This is a genomic window from Microcystis protocystis FBCC-A270 (assembly GCF_050500235.1).
In the GTDB taxonomy this organism is placed as follows: Bacteria; Cyanobacteriota; Cyanobacteriia; order Cyanobacteriales; family Microcystaceae; genus Microcystis; species Microcystis ichthyoblabe_A.
This window is the reverse complement of sequence record NZ_CP191407.1, coordinates 4,413,707-4,429,644: the sequence shown is the minus strand read 5'-3', so window position 1 is coordinate 4,429,644 and position 15,938 is coordinate 4,413,707. Positions and strand designations below refer to the sequence as shown.

The following is a 15,938-nucleotide window of genomic DNA, read 5'->3' as shown; positions in this document are numbered from 1 at the left end:
ATATTAGGGAACGCACCCTACAGCTAATAACTTTCAGTGCGTGAAGACGATCGCACTCTCGGTCGGGTGCAGTGATTTGTTATACTGTCGCTTGATCGGGAGCTTAATAACTTTACGTCCACTGGCAATTTGCTTTTCTCTAAGATCGTCAAATATTGCCTTGAGATCATAATTAAAAGATTTTGCGTATTCTTCTCTATATTTGTGAATTTCTTCGACAATTTCATCTTTATACATAGTTATTCTCCTCGAAGCTTAAATCCGATGAACTCGTAAGGGGTACAAACAAATGGTAGCCTGTATCCAAGCTCAAGACTAATTTGGGATAGCTTTCTTTGGATTTGAGCGTTTGCCATGTGCTTACAATTCCATGTTAAAATAAAAGTAAGTTTGATGTTAGACATTGTGCAACTATTTGTTTTGTCTTCCCACTACTATATGATAATAACTGAAGTCCAATTCCTGCCATCCCAGTAAATACTCCAGGTAACAGTAATTCACCTTCTTGAGTTGAAAAAAGGCGGTAAGATTTTTGGTTTGAAGCTCTTTTCAGACTTAATTCTACTATTTGCTGGGCAAACAGAGACCATTTTTCTCCCATGTCAAAGTCACTAGCCAAATTCAAAATAGCTGCTCTACCAAAGCTTCCACAACAGAGATGATCGACACCCATATCTTGTTTTGCGGTAGTTTCAAGAGCGATTTCCATCTCTGTGGCTATTTGCTCATCCCATATCCCTGATTCTTTGAGACAAAGACGACTCAAGGCAATACCGGGAGCGCCATGACACCAACTGTTCATAAATTTTTTTGGTTCAGAACTGGAGCGAAAATCTGGCCAGTTTCTTTTTTCAAGACAAAAGACAGAGCGTTCGTAACCTAAACCTTGTTGAATAGCAGTTAAAAACCGATCATCTTCCGTTAGTTGATACAAACGAGCTAAGGCAGCAATAATCCCAGAAACACCATGAGAAAAACCTGTTAGGGGCTTTTTATCTCTTAAGGTCAACCATCCACCATCTTCCATTTGTTGAGAAATCAAATGCTCCCCACATACAATAGCTAAGTCTAAAGGTTTTTGAGACGGCAAATTTTTGCTTTCAACATCTTGAGCTATTGATAAAAGCGGGCCAATCAAGCCAGCGCAACCGCTAATTAAATCACATCCTTGATCTTTATTGATACGTTCTAGGGTAAGACAATCTATAATCACTTGAGCGACTCTTTCATAGTTAGAAAATTTCTCGTCAATAGGGTTGATTTCTAACTGGCTTAGAATCTGGAGTGTTAAAAGAATTCCACCAGTTCCTGATAACCCAAGAGGTTGATCTCGTAGGTAACGAAATAAAAGAAAACCATCTTTTGACTTAACAATATCTAATATCTGAGCAACAGAACCACGAATATCGTTAACTAAAGATTCTTGAAATTCTAAATCAGAGTTTTGCTGTCTGAAAAAGTGAGTTAAGGCAGAAAAAAATAAAGCAATGCCAGAACGACCTCCATAGAGGGAAAGACCAACTAAACCAAAGTTAAATTTTTCTTGATCTTGTCCGATGTCTATACCTAACCATTCAGGATAGCCACGCTGATCTCTTATTGCTTGTTGCTGTAATTGTTTGGCGATACGAATTACTTCATCAAGTTTATAGTCACTACTTGGGAAAGTATCAGATACATTAATTTGTTCTGTCGGAATTTCTAGAGAACCAACTTTAATTTGCTTGGCTTCTATTGCTCCTTTAATTAATTGTATTTGAAAATTAATTTCATCAACTGAGAGTTCTCCTAACCTTCTTCGACAAGCTAATAAACCAGAGGTATCTAAAAAACCCTGAATATTAGGCAAGCTATCAGATAAGGTTAAGGTATCGCTATCAATTGAATGTTCAAAAAATGGAATGTCGAGTTGTTCCATTTGTCTTAGTTCAGCCTCAAAAACCGGCCAGTTAATCGGTTTTTCCGTAGCCAAAATATAACTACGAGCAAGTTGTTCTAGTTTAAGACTATAGGCTATTGCATTTTTTAAAGAAGCAGGCTCTAAACACTGAAGTTGAATGAGAAAATAAATACGAGTAGCACGAAGAACAATCCGACGAGGTAAGCCAGTAAAATCTCTAAGTATAGAATTTGAATCTAACCATACCTGACGATAATCAAGAAAGTGTTGCATTTGTAGGCGAAATCCCTCACACAGTTCGCCTTGAAATTCATTGAGAAGATTGGAACTGCCGATAGGAAAAGGAGAGCTAGTGGGGGTGTCAACGGGTGTCTCTACCTCTCCCCAAAACATTCCATCACTATTAATCCCTAACCATCCAGGTTGTTCAATATAAGACTTCTTAGGAGGTATTATGCCTAAAGCACTAATATCAACTGCATGAGCTTTTCGCCCTATAAATAGCCATTGTGGTAATAAGCCAATGCGTAAAACTGAGCTTCCCATTGACTTTTGTAAATTGCTAATAACAATGTCATCATTATTAGTATGATTACCAACATCGCCTTCTAAAAGAGTCTCAGTATCAATAAGTATTAATTGCTCTCCACACGCAATTAAGTTTTCATGGTGACAATCTGTACAGCCTAATATATGAAGAACTGCCATCAATCGGCCTGCATTTTTGTAAAAATCACTTAACTCTTGATCATTAACACAGGGACGATGTTCCACGAACTCCATGAAACCAAATCCTTGCCGAGGAAGGATTTTCAAAACCCGAAATACATTTTCTCCAATCTGTTGATTGATGATACCAAGCAATCGTTGATAGACAGAATCTACATTCATGTCTTTGGGTTTATATACTACTTTTTGAGGCGTTTCCTCTTCATGGTCTGATTCTTTAAAGTGTAGGACTGCAACAGAACGCCCACCTCGATGAAAATCACTCATCCCTTGTTGAATGTCACTTATTTTGGCATTGATTGAAATATCAAAGCAATTCTTTAACTCTTGTCGGCTTTCATGAATACGCTTTAATAGTTCAATGCTTGATTCTAGCCACAATTCTACCACTGTTGCTAACAAGCGACCTAAAACAGGATATATCGTCAATATTTTTTCAAGACCATCCTGAAGATTATCTTGAATAAATGTTAAATAAGCCTCCCTTATCGGCAGTCCACTACCATCGCCATTATCTCCTAGATGAGCTAACAGTATTTGACCGGGAGTTCGACCTTTGTGAAATTCCTCCCACAGAACTTTCTCACTTAATTGACAGAGACGGGTAAGTAGTGTTTCTGTTAGACTGTTCACAGCATCATCACTAACTCCCCCTAAGAAATCTGGGGATAAACGCTGTTTAAGCTCACTCACTCCCCAATCACATAAAGGCAACCAGAGATCTTCAAAAGGTAAAGGCTGAGACTTTGTAGAATACTGGTTTACACTTTTCTCTTGATTAAAACTACATCCAGCTTCCACGAGAACTTGACGCAAACAAGTCAATAAATCTAACCAATTTGGATGGGCAGGAACCGCTTCTTCAGGAGGATTTAAAGCCCATAGAGCTTGATTAGGGGTATAGCCTGACCATTCTAAACGCTTAATAAAGTTCTCAGTTTGGTTAGGGGCAACAATTTTGCTCCATTCATCAAGCTGGTGTGATTCATTAACGTACTCACTCAACTTCAGGACTTGAGAATAATCTAAACGCTGTCGGAGAGTCCAGCCTTCCTTGGCTAGAAGTTTTGGTAAACTTTTAGACTTGTCATTACTCATTTTCAATGCATTGTGTGAATGCAGTGCAACCATTGGATGGGCACTGACGGATTGAACAATTCGTGTCCGTGGCTGCGTAGCCAATCATCGGCCCATTAAGGATTTCAATCTCGCTATCCGAGAATTCTGGGTATGATGCAATATTCATCGACGCTTGCAAGATTTCTTGAGTTGTTAGGTTAAATTCAACCCAGTCCTGTTTAGTAAATCTTAATGTTTCTTGCAAAACGGGGTCAGCTTTGACTTTTTGAAGGACATTGGCTAATTGCGTTGCATTCATGTTGATGATTCCTCATTGAACGGATGGTGTAGATGGTATTTCTTTATGAGCAAGGTGCGATGGTATGTCTAGCAGGCAGGATTATCAGATGATTCCTCATTGAACAGATGGTGGAGAAGGTATAGCAGTCCTAAGTGAATCAGCAAAAATCGGCGTTACCTGAACGATCAAAAAAGCGGTTAAGCTCATGCCTGTCGATCTCATCTCAACCCTCAATTTAATCGCAGGTCGAGGCAAAGGATGTATCGCGGCATTGAATTTCATCTCCGCATGTGTAACAACCCAAGGTCGAACCCATTTGCGTTTCCATAGCGATAGATCCGTGAATATATTCAATCTCCCTATCCGAGAACTCTGGAGCCGATGCAATATTCATCGACGCTTGCAAGGATTCTAACAAAGCTTCTGCATCTAATGCCATGCCTTTTCTGTGGGCAAATTCAGCCACAACAGCCGAAAGGTCATTTACATTTACAGATACTAAAGCACTCTTGAGATCACGAGCTAGAGTCTCATCTGACTTCACTTCGTTGAGAAATGCTGCAAAAGAACGTGTTGACATTTTAGAACCTCCAAAAAAATGGCAGTGACTGGGCATTAACTAAACTATAGCATTCTAAACTATAGCATTCGCAAATCAACTTCCAGCATTCTATTTAGGCGCAATCGCCCGAACTTTTCCCTATATCACGCCCAAAAGCGTGTTAGCCAGATTAGCTTACTGCAAACAATCTCCTTTTAAGGAGACTTATCACAGAAGCTTTCTAGAAATCTAGCAAAGATTCTTATATCTGGCTGCACTTTGTCACAAAATTTCACTATTATTTCGGGTAAGGTATGGTAAATCCCTTGATAGATTCAATCGGGACTAACTTCTGTAAAACCCGCTATAAATCTCCTGCAAAAATCAAAAATCTGACCTTAGCTGAGGAGAATCCGAGACAGGAGGAGAAAAAAGACATAAAAAAATTAGTACAAATGCTCTGCTCTCCCTGCTCTGGCGCTCCCTAGCTTACCAGAGGTCGATTGCGACGACAATTATCGCAATGACCACAGCGAAAATTATCGGCATTTTCCTGAAACCCAAAGGCATTTAAGAGAAAGTGCCAACGACAGCGACGGGTATAGAGGTAGGGAAATATCTCATTTCTGGGTTTAAAAGTCATCTTGGCTGAATTATGAGGATAAATAAGCCGATAATGAAAAGGATCGAGCCATTCTAGGCGATCGAGACTGTGTAAAAGGGAGAGAATGAGCGCACCATCGGGAAATTCGGCACTAATCGCCTCTACTTTGCCCTCTAGGGGAATTTGGGCTAAAATTTGCCAAGCTTGTCGGTATTGGCGTTCCTGTTGGGAGTTAAAGAATTTTTGCTGGTTTTTATCGCTATTATCTAACCATCCCGTCGGTTCACTAATTAAGGTGAGAGCCTGCATTTTACCCCCATCGCGACCACCGCGGCCGATTTCCTGTAGGTATTCCGATAGTAAAGCTGGGGGTTGGTAGTGGACAACCCAACGCACATCGGGTTTATTGATACCCATGCCAAAAGCTGAGGTACAGACAACAAAAGTTAAATCCCCCCGCAGCCAATTTTGTTCTATTTCCCGACGCTGAAAGGGCGATAAACCGGCATGATAGGCACTGGTGCGATAGTGGAGAGATTGCAACCATGCCGCTAAATTTTCACTATGGCGACGGGAACGAGTATAGATCAGGCCGGATTGTCGAGGTTGACCGGTGAGGAAGTTTAATAGTTGATGACGACGACAACCGGGGCTAATACATATTTTGGTGCTTAAGTCAAGGTTTTGACGGTAAGGATTTATTAAGAAAAGTTGTGGTTTTTCTAGTTGTAAGACGCGGGTGAGAGTCTCACGGGTGGCGGGGTTAGCGGTGGCGGTAAAAGCAGCGATCGCTATTTGGCTGCCTGCCGGTTTCGATTGCAGAAGAGCGGGACGGACAGCACCAAGACGACGGTAAGCAGGACGAAAATTATCGCCCCACTGGGTTAAACAATGGGCCTCGTCGAGGATGAGAGCGTTAATTTTAACGTGGGGAAGGGTTAATTTTGACCAGAGGGGCGGACTTAAGAGGGTTTCTGGGGAAAGATAGAGAAGTCGCAGGGTTTGATCTGCGATCGCGTTTAAGGTTTTCTTTCTCTGTTGTCGGGGGATTTCGTTATGAATCAGGGCGACGGGTAGTTTTTTGGCTAATAATTCCTCCACCTGATTTTCCATCAGGGCAACTAAGGGGGAAATCACTAGGGTTAAGCCGGTTTTTAATAAAGCGGGCAATTGAAAACAGATAGATTTACCGAATCCCGTGGGCATGACAATCAGGGCATCCTTTGCCGCTAAAATTGTCTCGATAATCTCCTGTTGGGGAAAGCGAAAGCTATCATAGCCCCAAATTTTCTGAAAAATAGTCTGGATGCTTTCGGTATTGTGGGAAGACATGGGTTAACTGCTGGGGTGTGGGGTGTGGGGTGTGGGGTGTGGGGGAGTTGAGCGGTTTTGACTATCCCGGACGGGTAACAATTTTTCCCATAATTGAATTTTTTTTGCACTTCTTTAATAATCTGTTACACTTATAGCGATCAATCCTTGTCTGGGGAATTACTGATGACTGAACCTGTTAGCACCACTGACCCCGCAGTAGAAACCGCCACCGAAGCGCAACCCAGTTACGTCAAGCTGGCGATGCGGAATATGGTCAAGAAAAAAGGCGTCTCGTTAAAACACTTTTTTTTGACTACAGCAGCCCTATTAGGCTTTTTTGTCGGTATTTCCTATCTGACGCGTCCCTAGGATGAAATCTGGTGAGTGAGACTTTGCCCCTAGGGGTGGATTTATGCCTACAGGATAATTATTTTGATCCCGGAAATAGTCCTGTGGATGGGGAAACTTGGCACTATTGGTTAGAAACATGGTTAGGCTATCTATCGGATTATCTCCCGGTTGCCGCCGGTTATGAACTAAGTTTGCGTTTAACAGACGATCGAGAAATTCAGACCTATAATTCCCAATATCGCCACAAAGATCAACCGACGGATGTTCTCGCTTTTGCCGCTCTGGAAGTGGATTTACCAGTGGATGAGGGCATTTTAGAGACAGAACCTTTATATTTGGGGGATATTATCATCTCTGTGGAGACAGCACAACAACAGGCTTTAACACAAAATCATTCTTTGGTGCGAGAATTGGCCTGGTTAACTGCCCACGCTTGTTTACATCTTTTGGGTTGGGACCATCCCGATGAAACAAGTCTGTTAGAAATGCTATCTTTACAGGAAACTTTGTTAAAAACCGTCGAAATGCCGATACATAGTTAGTTATTTTTGTCAAGCATTATTGAGGAATATGAAGACAAACTATCATCAAGCCAACCAATCTACCAGCCTATCTAATCCCTATCTCAACAATAATTTTATCCCTCGATCGGGACAGGTGAGTGAGGGTAACAATCCCAGTCAAAGAGAATACGCTTGGCAAGTCGCCTCGAATCTGTTAGTCAGTTTTCGCTACGCTTGGGCCGGAGTCCGTTATGCTTTTGTTAGTCAAAGAAATTTTCGCATTCACACCCTGATGACCCTAGTAGCGATTAGTTGGGGCTTATTTTTGCGGGTTAATGCCATGGAAATGGCGATTGTCACCCTTACCTGCGCTCTGGTGATGGTCTTAGAATTAATTAACACTGCCCTAGAATCAGTGGTAGATCTGACGGTGGGGCAATCCTACCATGATTTAGCCAAAATAGCGAAAGATTGTGCCGCTGGTGCCGTTTTAATCGCCTCGATCGCCGCTTTACTCGTAGCGGCTTTTATTTTTATTCCCCATTTATTAGTTTAAGCTGGAAGCTTTTTTCAGTGTTGCCAAAGGCACGGCGTAGCCGTCCAGTAAACGGTAAACTGAAAACTCAAATCTGATCACTGATCATATGTACTGATTTTAAAACGCTTAGGGAAAAATTAAGTACAAATGCTCTGAATTCCTCTCCCTGCTGCCAACTCCAGCACTCCGGTGCAGTCTTTAGATAGGATTTGCGGCAAAAAGTACGGGCGAAGCATTCGGATAGAAAATCTCCGGTTTCAGCGATAGGTTATTGCCCGAATGCTTCGCCCCTACAGGACACGGGCCGATGAAGATGCAAGGTTTTGAACCACGATTCTCTCAAAATCTTGCACCTGTTTCGCAAGAAAAGCCCCAAAACCCTTACCTTGCCTACATTTCACATTTATTCAGCAAACTCTAGATAGTCAACAGCTTAACTGATCACTGATCAGTGATCACTGATAACTGATCACTGATCACTGATCACTGATTTGACATAAGGGGACTCGACAGCTTTTAGCCGATGAATTTAACTTTTCTTAACCTAAGCCTAAACTGGCGAGGGGAGAGGGTTTCGCTATATATAAAAAATTGTCATCCTCGATACAGCAAAAAATCTCTTTTGTCCCCTTATAGGTTAGAGTATAGTTATTGATAAGACTTTTTTGTAGATCTTGCAGGAAATCTCCCATGAGTGCCATAACTTTCTCCACCGCTCCCACCGCTTACTCTATCAGGATGATTAAGGACGAAGTCCGTCAGATGGTAGAACAGGGGGTAGTGAGCAGACACCAACCGATCTACACCCTCTGTCAGTTCATTCCCCCTCGGGAGTGGGTTTGTGTTGAATGTGAACTAGAACGGTGTGACTACCTTCTCAGGGATCAAATTGGTGACTTAATCGCCTCGGAATCTTGGGATAATGACTAAACCCCCGTTTGCCGATCTGGGTAAAAATCGGACCAATCAGAAATTTATCAGCCTTGTCCACTCTATATAACTATTATAATTCAGCCCTAGTCATTTCTGGGGCTGAAACTATGGGGAGAGAGGGGGATAATTGTTAAGAAACAAGAATTTTTGGCAAGATTTAGCCAAGTTAGTTTAAAAGTTGCCGATTGCCAAGGGACGCTATCTCTAACATCCCCAAGTTTTCCCTAACTTAAAATCAGTAGTTGGCGCTGTTGTAAAGAACGCACACCAGTTAATCCTAAACCAACTTGAGCATCGATTGCTCCCACGGTTAAACGACCATCGCAAGCTTGTAGAAAATCAAATTCTCTCTCCGAGAGATTAACTGGCCGATAATCGTAATCTAGAACACTTGCACTAGGCCAACCATAAAGACAGGGATGAACTTCGGCCACTGCATTCTCTAGGACTTGATCCCGGGACCAATCGGCAGTCAGAATCGGTGGTTTAGCGAGGAAAAATTCATAGTGGGTGATTTCGGGGTCTAATAATTCCGTCAAGCGATAACGTTCCCTTTCCCCTAAATTTTGCGCTCTAGCCATCAATTCGGGGGATTTACCCAATAAACGCTCTAATTGCCAGTAGGAAGGGTTAGAAAAGCCAATAAAGGCTAATCCTGACGCATCAATCAGTTGAAAGAGGGTATCGATATTGTAGTCCACTTCCCGGGGGTGAACGTACATATCAGCGAAGGACTCATCGCGATGATTTTCCATTGACCAACGCTCTTTTTCCCGTTTCAAAATGCGATTATTTTCTGGTAGAGAGGCAAAAATCTCTCGGCCGACAGCGACCCCATCTTTATAATCCCCGCGTCGGTCTCCTTGCAAAAGTGCGATCGCAGATTGCATTAACTGGATTTCCCAGCGTCCCAATTGTGCATAGACGAAAATGTGCAGCAGACCACCGGGGGCCAGTTTTTGCGCGAGGGATTGAATACCTTTAATCGGGTCCGGGAGATGGTGCAGCACCCCGACGCAGTTAATTAAATCAAATTCTCCGGGGAGATTAGTGGCGGATTCAAGGGGTAAATGGTGAAAAGCCAGAGAACCTCGGTGTTTTGGTGCGACTCCCGAACGATTACAGCGTTCTTTGGCAATTTCTAGGGCTTTTTCACTGATATCTATAGCGACTATATTAGCAAAAGGGTTGAGCGCGAGCAGATATTCGGTTCCCGCACCAGTACCACAACCCGCATCGAGAATGCGGATATCCTCTCGTTCAGGTTTACGATGACAACAAAAGTTATAGGCAGCAATCCAATTCCAGCGCCAATTGTAACCGGGAGGAGGTTCATCTAGGAGCGGTTCGGGGGGGAAAGGATAGGTATTGTAGAGACGTTGTACAGCAGTGCGAATAGTAGCGTCGTCGGACATGAAAATTGGCAGAGTTTAGGATAACACTCGATCGATTGTCTCACAGACGGCAGCGATCGGGAAAGTCAGCCGGGGTTTTTTTGAGTTGGTCGAGGGTAAATAGACCTCTTGTAAAAATCAAAAATTGTTGTTAGGGTTAGGAGTCAGGAGTCAGGAGCCAGTAGTCAGGAGAATTAAGAATGAGCATTAATCAATTAAATGGTCTATTTAAGAATTTTATGCAATTGAATCCTTATTTTTACCGTTTTTGAACCCTCAAAAATTAATTATGCAAGAGGTTTAATAATCGGAACAAGCTGCTGTCCCCCTTGATAGCTGAGTTGTAGCTGACTGGAAAATTCTCCGCTAGGGGCTTCTTTTAAGTCAAAACAGACAGGGAGAATTGCTTCATTAGACTTTTCTAGACTAGCAGTAATTCTTTCAATACCTGAAGCTTGACATCGGTTTTGTGGCTGTTTGGGCGACATTTCTGGAATCTGGACTGCTGCTGGCGGTAATATTTGAGTTCCATCAGAGCTATTGAGATCGGGAGGAATCAGCTGCATTCCTTCAATAGGCTGGGGAGTCTTCACAAATAAACGTCGAGTTGCGATCGCTCCTTTCATCCCCACGATATCAATTTGAGTGGGTGCGATCATAACATCTGTCTGCTGGGCTAAAACCGGCGTTGGGGTCAACACCAGAACCAGCATGAGATATCTAAGAAAAATTCCCCGGAAATTCATAGTCACCAACCTTGTAACCGACTTTCTGCCAGTTCCTATTCCTACTGCAATTCTACTCTAATGGGACTTAAACAAATTTGAATGCCAAACAAAGCCGAAACTGGCTTTACTCGATTCTATCCTTGGGGTTGTGCTTTTAAAATTGTGAATACCAAGTACATTTGCTACATTTTAAAACTATCTTAACCTTAAGATTACTTTAATATTTCTTGGTTGTATCGAGAATAAAATCAATCTGTTGTTTCATTTTTATTTGAAGGAATTCTACCAAATTATGCCCGATTTTGCCACAGAATCGAAGGATACAGTAAAGGAAGCTACTACCTTCGTCAATTTAGGGATAGTTCACCAGGCACTCTCATTTTAGATGTAGCCGCCCCGTAGCATCGCAGCCTTGTCTTTGTATTCTAAATGAAGCATAATACAATCTTGGATGAATTATAATACAGGACAAGGACATGACCGATGTGACTGTTTCTCAACTGGCGATCGCCATTATCGGCGGTGGTTTCAGTGGTTCTCTCGTCCTAACCTGTTCCCTTGGTTAACGATCGCCAAAAATGTCGAGTTTGGGCCAAAAATGAAAGGAGTGAGCGATCGGGAACGAAAACAAAGGGTATCCGCCACTTTGGAGATGGTGGGACTCTCGGAAGCGGCGAATTTCTTCCCCTATCAGCTTTCCGGAGGGATGCAACAACGATCAGCGATCGCCCGTACCCTAGCCGCCGAACCAGCGATTATTCTCATGGACGAACCTTTTGGCGCACTCGATGCGCTCACCCGCGAATCGATCCAAACCCATCTCAGAGGCATTTGGCAGAGAACAGGGAAAACGATCTTTTTCATCACCCATGACGTGGAAGAGACTCTCTTACTCGCCACCCGCATCGTTGTCCTCCACGCTCGTCCCGGTCGCGTGGTTAAGGATATCGTCAATCCTTTTGCCCACCGTGACCACGAGGTAACCCCGGCTTCTTTGCGGCTATCCCGAGAATTCCTAGAGATGCGACAGAATTTGGTGGATAGTATTCGCAGCGACGAGATATAGTCACTTGATCCCTTTAGGGATTTCAATTTCTCGCTCTATTGTTTAATCATTACAGTTTATAAGTAAGTAGTTATAATTAAATTGAAGATAGATTTTGCGTCTGATCCCCCCTGCCCCCCTTGATAAGGGGGGTGCTGATGGGCGGGGGGATCCCCCCTGTCCCCCTTGATAAGGGGGGTGCCTGAGAACTTTTAACACCTACCTACTTAATCACTTGGTAATGATTTGGTAGTAGTGGCGTAGCCCTCTTGCTTACCTGGTATGAATTGTGTAAAATATTTATTAATAAAAATAATTGGAACCCGATCAGTCTTTAAACCTCTAGCTTGATCATGACTTTTCTGATAAATATCTTTTTCTGGCTTCTGTCTGGCTTACTCAAATATCAGTCTAGCACCGAACAAAATCCCCCCTTCACCTCTATTCCCCTGTCCTAATTGTGGTTCTCATTATATGATCAAGAATGGTTCTATTCATAATGGAAAACCCAAACGTCAATGTAAAGAGTGTGGTCGTCAGTTTGTGATCAATCCCACTAATAAAACCGTCTCTGACGAAACCAAACAATTAATTGATAAACTCTTGCTCGAACGAATTTCCTTACGAGGAATTGCCAGAGTAACAGGGGTAAGTTGGTCATGTTTACAAAATTATGTCAACAATAAATTGGCATCTGTCCCACGTCAAATAAAGGTTTCGGACAAACTAAAAGGTAAATTAGTTACAGAATGTGATGAGATGTGGTCTTTTGTTTTTTCTAAAACAATCAAGGTTTATATTTGGCGGTTAATTGATAGAAAAACAAGGGAAATTATTGGTTGCTATGCGCGGAGATAGGAGTCGTCAATCAGCTAAAAAACTTTGGGGCCAGTTTACCAGGTGTTTACCGACAATGCGCGGTTGTTTACACAGACTTTTGGGAGTCCTATAAGACAGTAATTCCTAGTAAACGTCATCGACCAGTCGGAAAAGAAACTGGTCAAACTAATCCTATTGAAAGATTAAATAATACCTTTCGACAAAGGATTTCTCGGCTGGTGAGAGAGAGTCTATCTTTCTCTAAAAAAATGGAGAATCACCTTGGGGAACCCTTTGGTATTTTATCCATGACTACAATGCACAGCAAAGCAAAGGATTAAGCCGCCATCACTACTACCGAATCACCACCCAGACTTTTTCAGCCAACCCTGATTAGCTAGGGACTAGGCTTTTTAGGTGAGTTTAAACAGGATAAACCAGCATCTTTAGCAGTAGGATACTTGATTGGGACAAAAGCAAAATCTGAACTTAGTGTCCGACACTCCACAATGTGAACAAATTCTACGGAGGGATTTTGGGGATCGCCATTTTCATCAATTTTTTTGCGATCGCCATTTTCATCGAATTTAATTGTCCCAGTTGCACCTTTAGTGACAAGAAAATCAGGAGACTTTAATTGTTCACGGATATTAATTCGTGTGGGAGTATTTTCCTTTTCTAGAGCTTTTGTTAGAGCAAGCGTTGCATCATAGGATAGGGCTGTTATTGCATTAACAGAAGTTGTAGTCCATAAAATTTTGGCATCCTTAAGAAAATTTTTGTTAGGACTGGTTAAAGAATCCCAAGGAACCGCAATAACAAACTTTTGAAAAGGTTGTAGGTTGTTAATTTGTTCTAAGGTACGAGAACTACGAAGCCCCCATGATCCGATAACCCAATTTTGACTATTATTAAGTTTTATAAGTCTAATTGCATCGCCTTGAGCATCGCCAATTGCTTTTGGGAATAGTACAAGCCCTATTGTTTCTGTTATTTTTTCTTCTTTCTGTCGTCGTAACTCTTGGATGGCTTCTTTTTCATTAAAATTATTTCCCAGATCAAATTCATCTAATTTTACTACAGTTCCAGAGAATGGAGGGCGTGTAAAAATAGTTTTAAAACTATTAAAAAAAGATTCACTAAATGGACTTCCTTCACTATAAAGGCCTACCACTTTTTTAATAGACTTTTCTTGCAAAAATTTTGCAATGGCAGGAGATTGTTGATCGCTGGAAAAAACAGTTCGCAGGAAATTTTTTCTGGGGTATTTAGTAAGCTCGCTAGTCGTTGATCCGGGAGAAATCAAAACTAAATCATTTTCCTTATAAATATCCACCGTTGCCACAGTCATTTCACTGGGATAGTGACCAACAACCCCTAAAATTTCAGGACGCTGGGAAAGAGATTTTGCTGTCTTTTGGGCTAGTAATTCGTCATTTTCATCATTAGTAATGACAACTTTTAATCCCTTACCATTAATCGCTTTTTTGTTGATAAAATTTTGATCTGGAAAATACTTGAGGAATGGATCATTGTCATTTAAAAGTCCCAGATTAATTTTTGTTTGTAATTGCGCTACTCCTCGTAACATTTCATTTGCTCGACTATCACCATCATCATCATTAAAGTCATTTTGATTTTTGGGAATACTAACAGCAACAGCAATCGTGTAATATGGCATTTTATTGGCTTCTAGTAAAGCATTATTTAAGTAAATTAACGTTTCTGGATCTAGCCTATCCTGTTGCCATGCGTCCTTAAATCTTAACAGGGCTTTTTGATAATCACACTGTGCAAAATATTCTGTACCTTTCTTCTTGTTAAACGATTGAGAGTAATTAAGAACTTCTTCTCCTTCACTAATAAAGTCTCCCGTTTGTTTTGGACAATTATCAGGGCGATAAATGGCAAATAAACTTACAACTGCTATTGATGCTATTCCTATGCTAACTGGCAGATTTAATTTGAAATTTTGGGGCTTTAAAGTTTTTATAGAATGCAAAATTTGGGCGATTTTTGCAGAAGGCGAAGTGATTGGTGGAATCGTCGGAGTAATGGGATAAACCTCATTTTGCACTTCTTCTTCAATCACCTGAATATCCTCATCCCTGAGTCGATAGATAATTTGCAGTTTCTTTAAACTCTCTTTATCTTTGTTTTTCAATGGAGTATGATTAGCAGCAGCTATTATTTTCCGAAACGCATTCCTATATTTCTTAATATTGTCTCGTCGCAGTAGCAGTGGGTTAAGAACTTCTGTTTCAATCGTTCTGGCTTCATCTGGTGAGAGATTTAATTGATCTATTGTTGCATCCAAAACTGCCCTATCTGCAGCAGAAAAGTCTTCCTCCTTAAAACAATAATCTTTAATATCCTCATCATTCCACTTTTTAATAATATCCTCAACTATTTTACGATACTTAAATTTAGGATCATTAGCAGCAAGAGGAGATTTGGCTAAATAAATAGTATCCTCTCCTTCAAGAGAAAGATAAAATTTGGGAGTCATTGCCGGGGCAGCTTCCTTTACTCGTTCGCTGGCATACTCATGCAATTCATTAACAGAAATTAATTGATCACCATCCTGATCTGCTGCACCAGTTTCAATTCCTTCAACTAGATATTTTGTATAGATGGACAAATCTTTATCTTCCGACTCAAAAGAATATTCAATTGGACTAGAAGAGGTCAAAATCGCCCTTCCTTTACCTCCTAATTCCTCTTGAATGTTAAATTCCCCTTTGATTGGCATTCCCTGAACCAATGCTCCGCTAAAACAGCAGTCGAGAATAATTATCTGCCTTTGGGAATGACTATCTGTGATGTACTCTTGAAGTTTAGTTGCCGCTAAAGCTGTTGCAAGAGAAAAATTTCCCTTCTGATCACGCCCAGTGTCTCTTGTACTTAGAAAAAATCTAGCCTTTTGATCTTTAAGTCCATGCCCAGAAAAATATAAAAGCACCAAATCATCTTTCTGTCGATTAGCAAATAAATCCTCAACTGCTTTTTCCATGCTCCCTTTGTCTGGGTTAGGCAAAACTGTAACCTGATCAAAGGCTCCCATGTCTGGATGCTCTAATACTCGGCGCATTGCTTCAATGTCTTGAGTCGCGCTAGAAATTGAACGCAATCCTGCGGAATACTCGCTCACACCAATTAACAAAGCAAATTTTGCCATA

Annotated in this window: 14 protein-coding genes and 2 pseudogenes; 6 read left to right on the top strand and 10 right to left on the bottom strand. The window is 41.4% G+C overall.

What is annotated here, in order from left to right; all coding sequences use genetic code 11:
* Positions 1-33 precede the first annotated feature (33 nt).
* The 6 genes and pseudogenes from ACQY1X_RS21615 to ACQY1X_RS21590 form a co-directional block, all read right to left on the bottom strand.
* Positions 34-237: a hypothetical protein gene (locus ACQY1X_RS21615; protein WP_002747099.1), complete on the bottom strand. Its 204-nt coding sequence runs from the start codon at positions 235-237 to the stop codon at positions 34-36.
* 2 nt (positions 238-239) lie between these two features.
* Positions 240-389, bottom strand: a pseudogene (locus ACQY1X_RS21610) (type II toxin-antitoxin system VapC family toxin); the annotation flags it as partial.
* Complete coding sequence (locus tag ACQY1X_RS21605) at positions 374-3,727, bottom strand: type 2 lanthipeptide synthetase LanM family protein (RefSeq protein WP_430015751.1); 3,354 nt, start codon at positions 3,725-3,727, stop codon at positions 374-376. The gene ACQY1X_RS21605 and the pseudogene ACQY1X_RS21610, both read right to left, overlap by 16 nt.
* Positions 3,720-4,007, bottom strand: coding sequence for a hypothetical protein (locus ACQY1X_RS21600; protein ID WP_430015137.1), 288 nt, complete (start codon positions 4,005-4,007; stop codon positions 3,720-3,722). The genes ACQY1X_RS21605 and ACQY1X_RS21600 overlap by 8 nt, the downstream gene beginning before the upstream one ends.
* Before the next feature lie 217 nt (positions 4,008-4,224).
* On the bottom strand, positions 4,225-4,569 hold the full coding sequence (locus tag ACQY1X_RS21595; protein ID WP_430015136.1) for a hypothetical protein: 345 nt from the start codon (positions 4,567-4,569) through the stop codon (positions 4,225-4,227).
* 445 nt (positions 4,570-5,014) lie between these two features.
* The gene (locus ACQY1X_RS21590) at positions 5,015-6,466 is read right to left on the bottom strand and encodes a RecQ family ATP-dependent DNA helicase (protein ID WP_002738465.1); all 1,452 of its coding nucleotides are present in this window, start codon (positions 6,464-6,466) and stop codon (positions 5,015-5,017) included.
* Positions 6,467-6,631: 165 nt separating this feature from the next.
* Between ACQY1X_RS21590 and ACQY1X_RS21585 the strand changes: the two genes are divergently transcribed.
* From ACQY1X_RS21585 to ACQY1X_RS21575, 3 genes are read left to right on the top strand one after another with little or no spacing between them, the layout of a single operon-like run.
* Positions 6,632-6,817: a DUF3285 domain-containing protein gene (locus ACQY1X_RS21585; RefSeq protein WP_002752941.1), complete on the top strand. Its 186-nt coding sequence runs from the start codon at positions 6,632-6,634 to the stop codon at positions 6,815-6,817.
* Positions 6,818-6,828: 11 nt separating this feature from the next.
* The gene (gene ybeY, locus ACQY1X_RS21580) at positions 6,829-7,341 is read left to right on the top strand and encodes an rRNA maturation RNase YbeY (protein WP_430015135.1); all 513 of its coding nucleotides are present in this window, start codon (positions 6,829-6,831) and stop codon (positions 7,339-7,341) included.
* A 28-nt stretch (positions 7,342-7,369) separates the two neighbouring features.
* Positions 7,370-7,858 (top strand): diacylglycerol kinase, encoded by a 489-nt coding sequence (locus ACQY1X_RS21575; protein ID WP_016515837.1) that lies wholly within the window; start codon positions 7,370-7,372, stop codon positions 7,856-7,858.
* Between the two features lie 521 nt (positions 7,859-8,379).
* Here the strand turns inward: ACQY1X_RS21575 and ACQY1X_RS21570 are convergent.
* Positions 8,380-8,541, bottom strand: coding sequence for a hypothetical protein (locus ACQY1X_RS21570; protein ID WP_002752946.1), 162 nt, complete (start codon positions 8,539-8,541; stop codon positions 8,380-8,382).
* On the opposite strand from ACQY1X_RS21570, the gene ACQY1X_RS21565 reads away from it, so the two are divergent.
* Positions 8,531-8,770, top strand: a complete 240-nt coding sequence (locus tag ACQY1X_RS21565; protein ID WP_002738935.1) for a DUF4327 family protein — start codon at positions 8,531-8,533, stop codon at positions 8,768-8,770. The two genes, ACQY1X_RS21570 and ACQY1X_RS21565, sit on opposite strands and share 11 nt — an antisense overlap.
* Before the next feature lie 227 nt (positions 8,771-8,997).
* Here the strand turns inward: ACQY1X_RS21565 and ACQY1X_RS21560 are convergent, their stop codons facing one another.
* Together ACQY1X_RS21560 and ACQY1X_RS21555 are read right to left on the bottom strand one after the other, a co-directional pair.
* On the bottom strand, positions 8,998-10,188 hold the full coding sequence (locus tag ACQY1X_RS21560; RefSeq protein ID WP_430013535.1) for a class I SAM-dependent methyltransferase: 1,191 nt from the start codon (positions 10,186-10,188) through the stop codon (positions 8,998-9,000).
* A gap of 266 nt (positions 10,189-10,454) precedes the next feature.
* Positions 10,455-10,826: a hypothetical protein gene (locus ACQY1X_RS21555; RefSeq protein WP_002738860.1), complete on the bottom strand. Its 372-nt coding sequence runs from the start codon at positions 10,824-10,826 to the stop codon at positions 10,455-10,457.
* Between the two features lie 520 nt (positions 10,827-11,346).
* Here ACQY1X_RS21555 and ACQY1X_RS21550 point away from each other — a divergent pair.
* Complete coding sequence (locus ACQY1X_RS21550; protein ID WP_238142421.1) at positions 11,347-11,961, top strand: ABC transporter ATP-binding protein; 615 nt, start codon at positions 11,347-11,349, stop codon at positions 11,959-11,961.
* Between the two features lie 453 nt (positions 11,962-12,414).
* Positions 12,415-13,156: pseudogene (locus ACQY1X_RS21545) on the top strand (IS1 family transposase).
* Here the strand turns inward: ACQY1X_RS21545 and ACQY1X_RS21540 are convergent.
* The gene (locus ACQY1X_RS21540; RefSeq protein ID WP_430015134.1) at positions 13,157-15,937 is read right to left on the bottom strand and encodes a caspase, EACC1-associated type; all 2,781 of its coding nucleotides are present in this window, start codon (positions 15,935-15,937) and stop codon (positions 13,157-13,159) included. It abuts the pseudogene before it with no gap.
* Between the last annotated feature and the right edge of the window lies 1 nt (position 15,938).

Excerpts from the sequence above, each read along its gene's own strand:
- ACQY1X_RS21615 (WP_002747099.1), bottom strand. The coding sequence starts at position 237 with ATGTATAAAGATGAAATTGTCGAAGAAATTCACAAATATAGAGAAGAA.
- ACQY1X_RS21605 (WP_430015751.1), bottom strand. The coding sequence starts at position 3,727 with ATGAGTAATGACAAGTCTAAAAGTTTACCAAAACTTCTAGCCAAGGAA.
- ACQY1X_RS21600 (WP_430015137.1), bottom strand. The coding sequence starts at position 4,007 with ATGAATGCAACGCAATTAGCCAATGTCCTTCAAAAAGTCAAAGCTGAC.
- ACQY1X_RS21595 (WP_430015136.1), bottom strand. The coding sequence starts at position 4,569 with ATGTCAACACGTTCTTTTGCAGCATTTCTCAACGAAGTGAAGTCAGAT.
- ACQY1X_RS21590 (WP_002738465.1), bottom strand. The coding sequence starts at position 6,466 with ATGTCTTCCCACAATACCGAAAGCATCCAGACTATTTTTCAGAAAATT.
- ACQY1X_RS21585 (WP_002752941.1), top strand. The coding sequence starts at position 6,632 with ATGACTGAACCTGTTAGCACCACTGACCCCGCAGTAGAAACCGCCACC.
- ACQY1X_RS21575 (WP_016515837.1), top strand. The coding sequence starts at position 7,370 with ATGAAGACAAACTATCATCAAGCCAACCAATCTACCAGCCTATCTAAT.
- ACQY1X_RS21565 (WP_002738935.1), top strand. The coding sequence starts at position 8,531 with ATGAGTGCCATAACTTTCTCCACCGCTCCCACCGCTTACTCTATCAGG.
- ACQY1X_RS21570 (WP_002752946.1), bottom strand. The coding sequence starts at position 8,541 with ATGGCACTCATGGGAGATTTCCTGCAAGATCTACAAAAAAGTCTTATC.
- ACQY1X_RS21560 (WP_430013535.1), bottom strand. The coding sequence starts at position 10,188 with ATGTCCGACGACGCTACTATTCGCACTGCTGTACAACGTCTCTACAAT.
- ACQY1X_RS21555 (WP_002738860.1), bottom strand. The coding sequence starts at position 10,826 with ATGATCGCACCCACTCAAATTGATATCGTGGGGATGAAAGGAGCGATC.
- ACQY1X_RS21550 (WP_238142421.1), top strand. The coding sequence starts at position 11,347 with ATGAATTATAATACAGGACAAGGACATGACCGATGTGACTGTTTCTCA.
- ACQY1X_RS21540 (WP_430015134.1), bottom strand. The coding sequence starts at position 15,937 with ATGGCAAAATTTGCTTTGTTAATTGGTGTGAGCGAGTATTCCGCAGGA.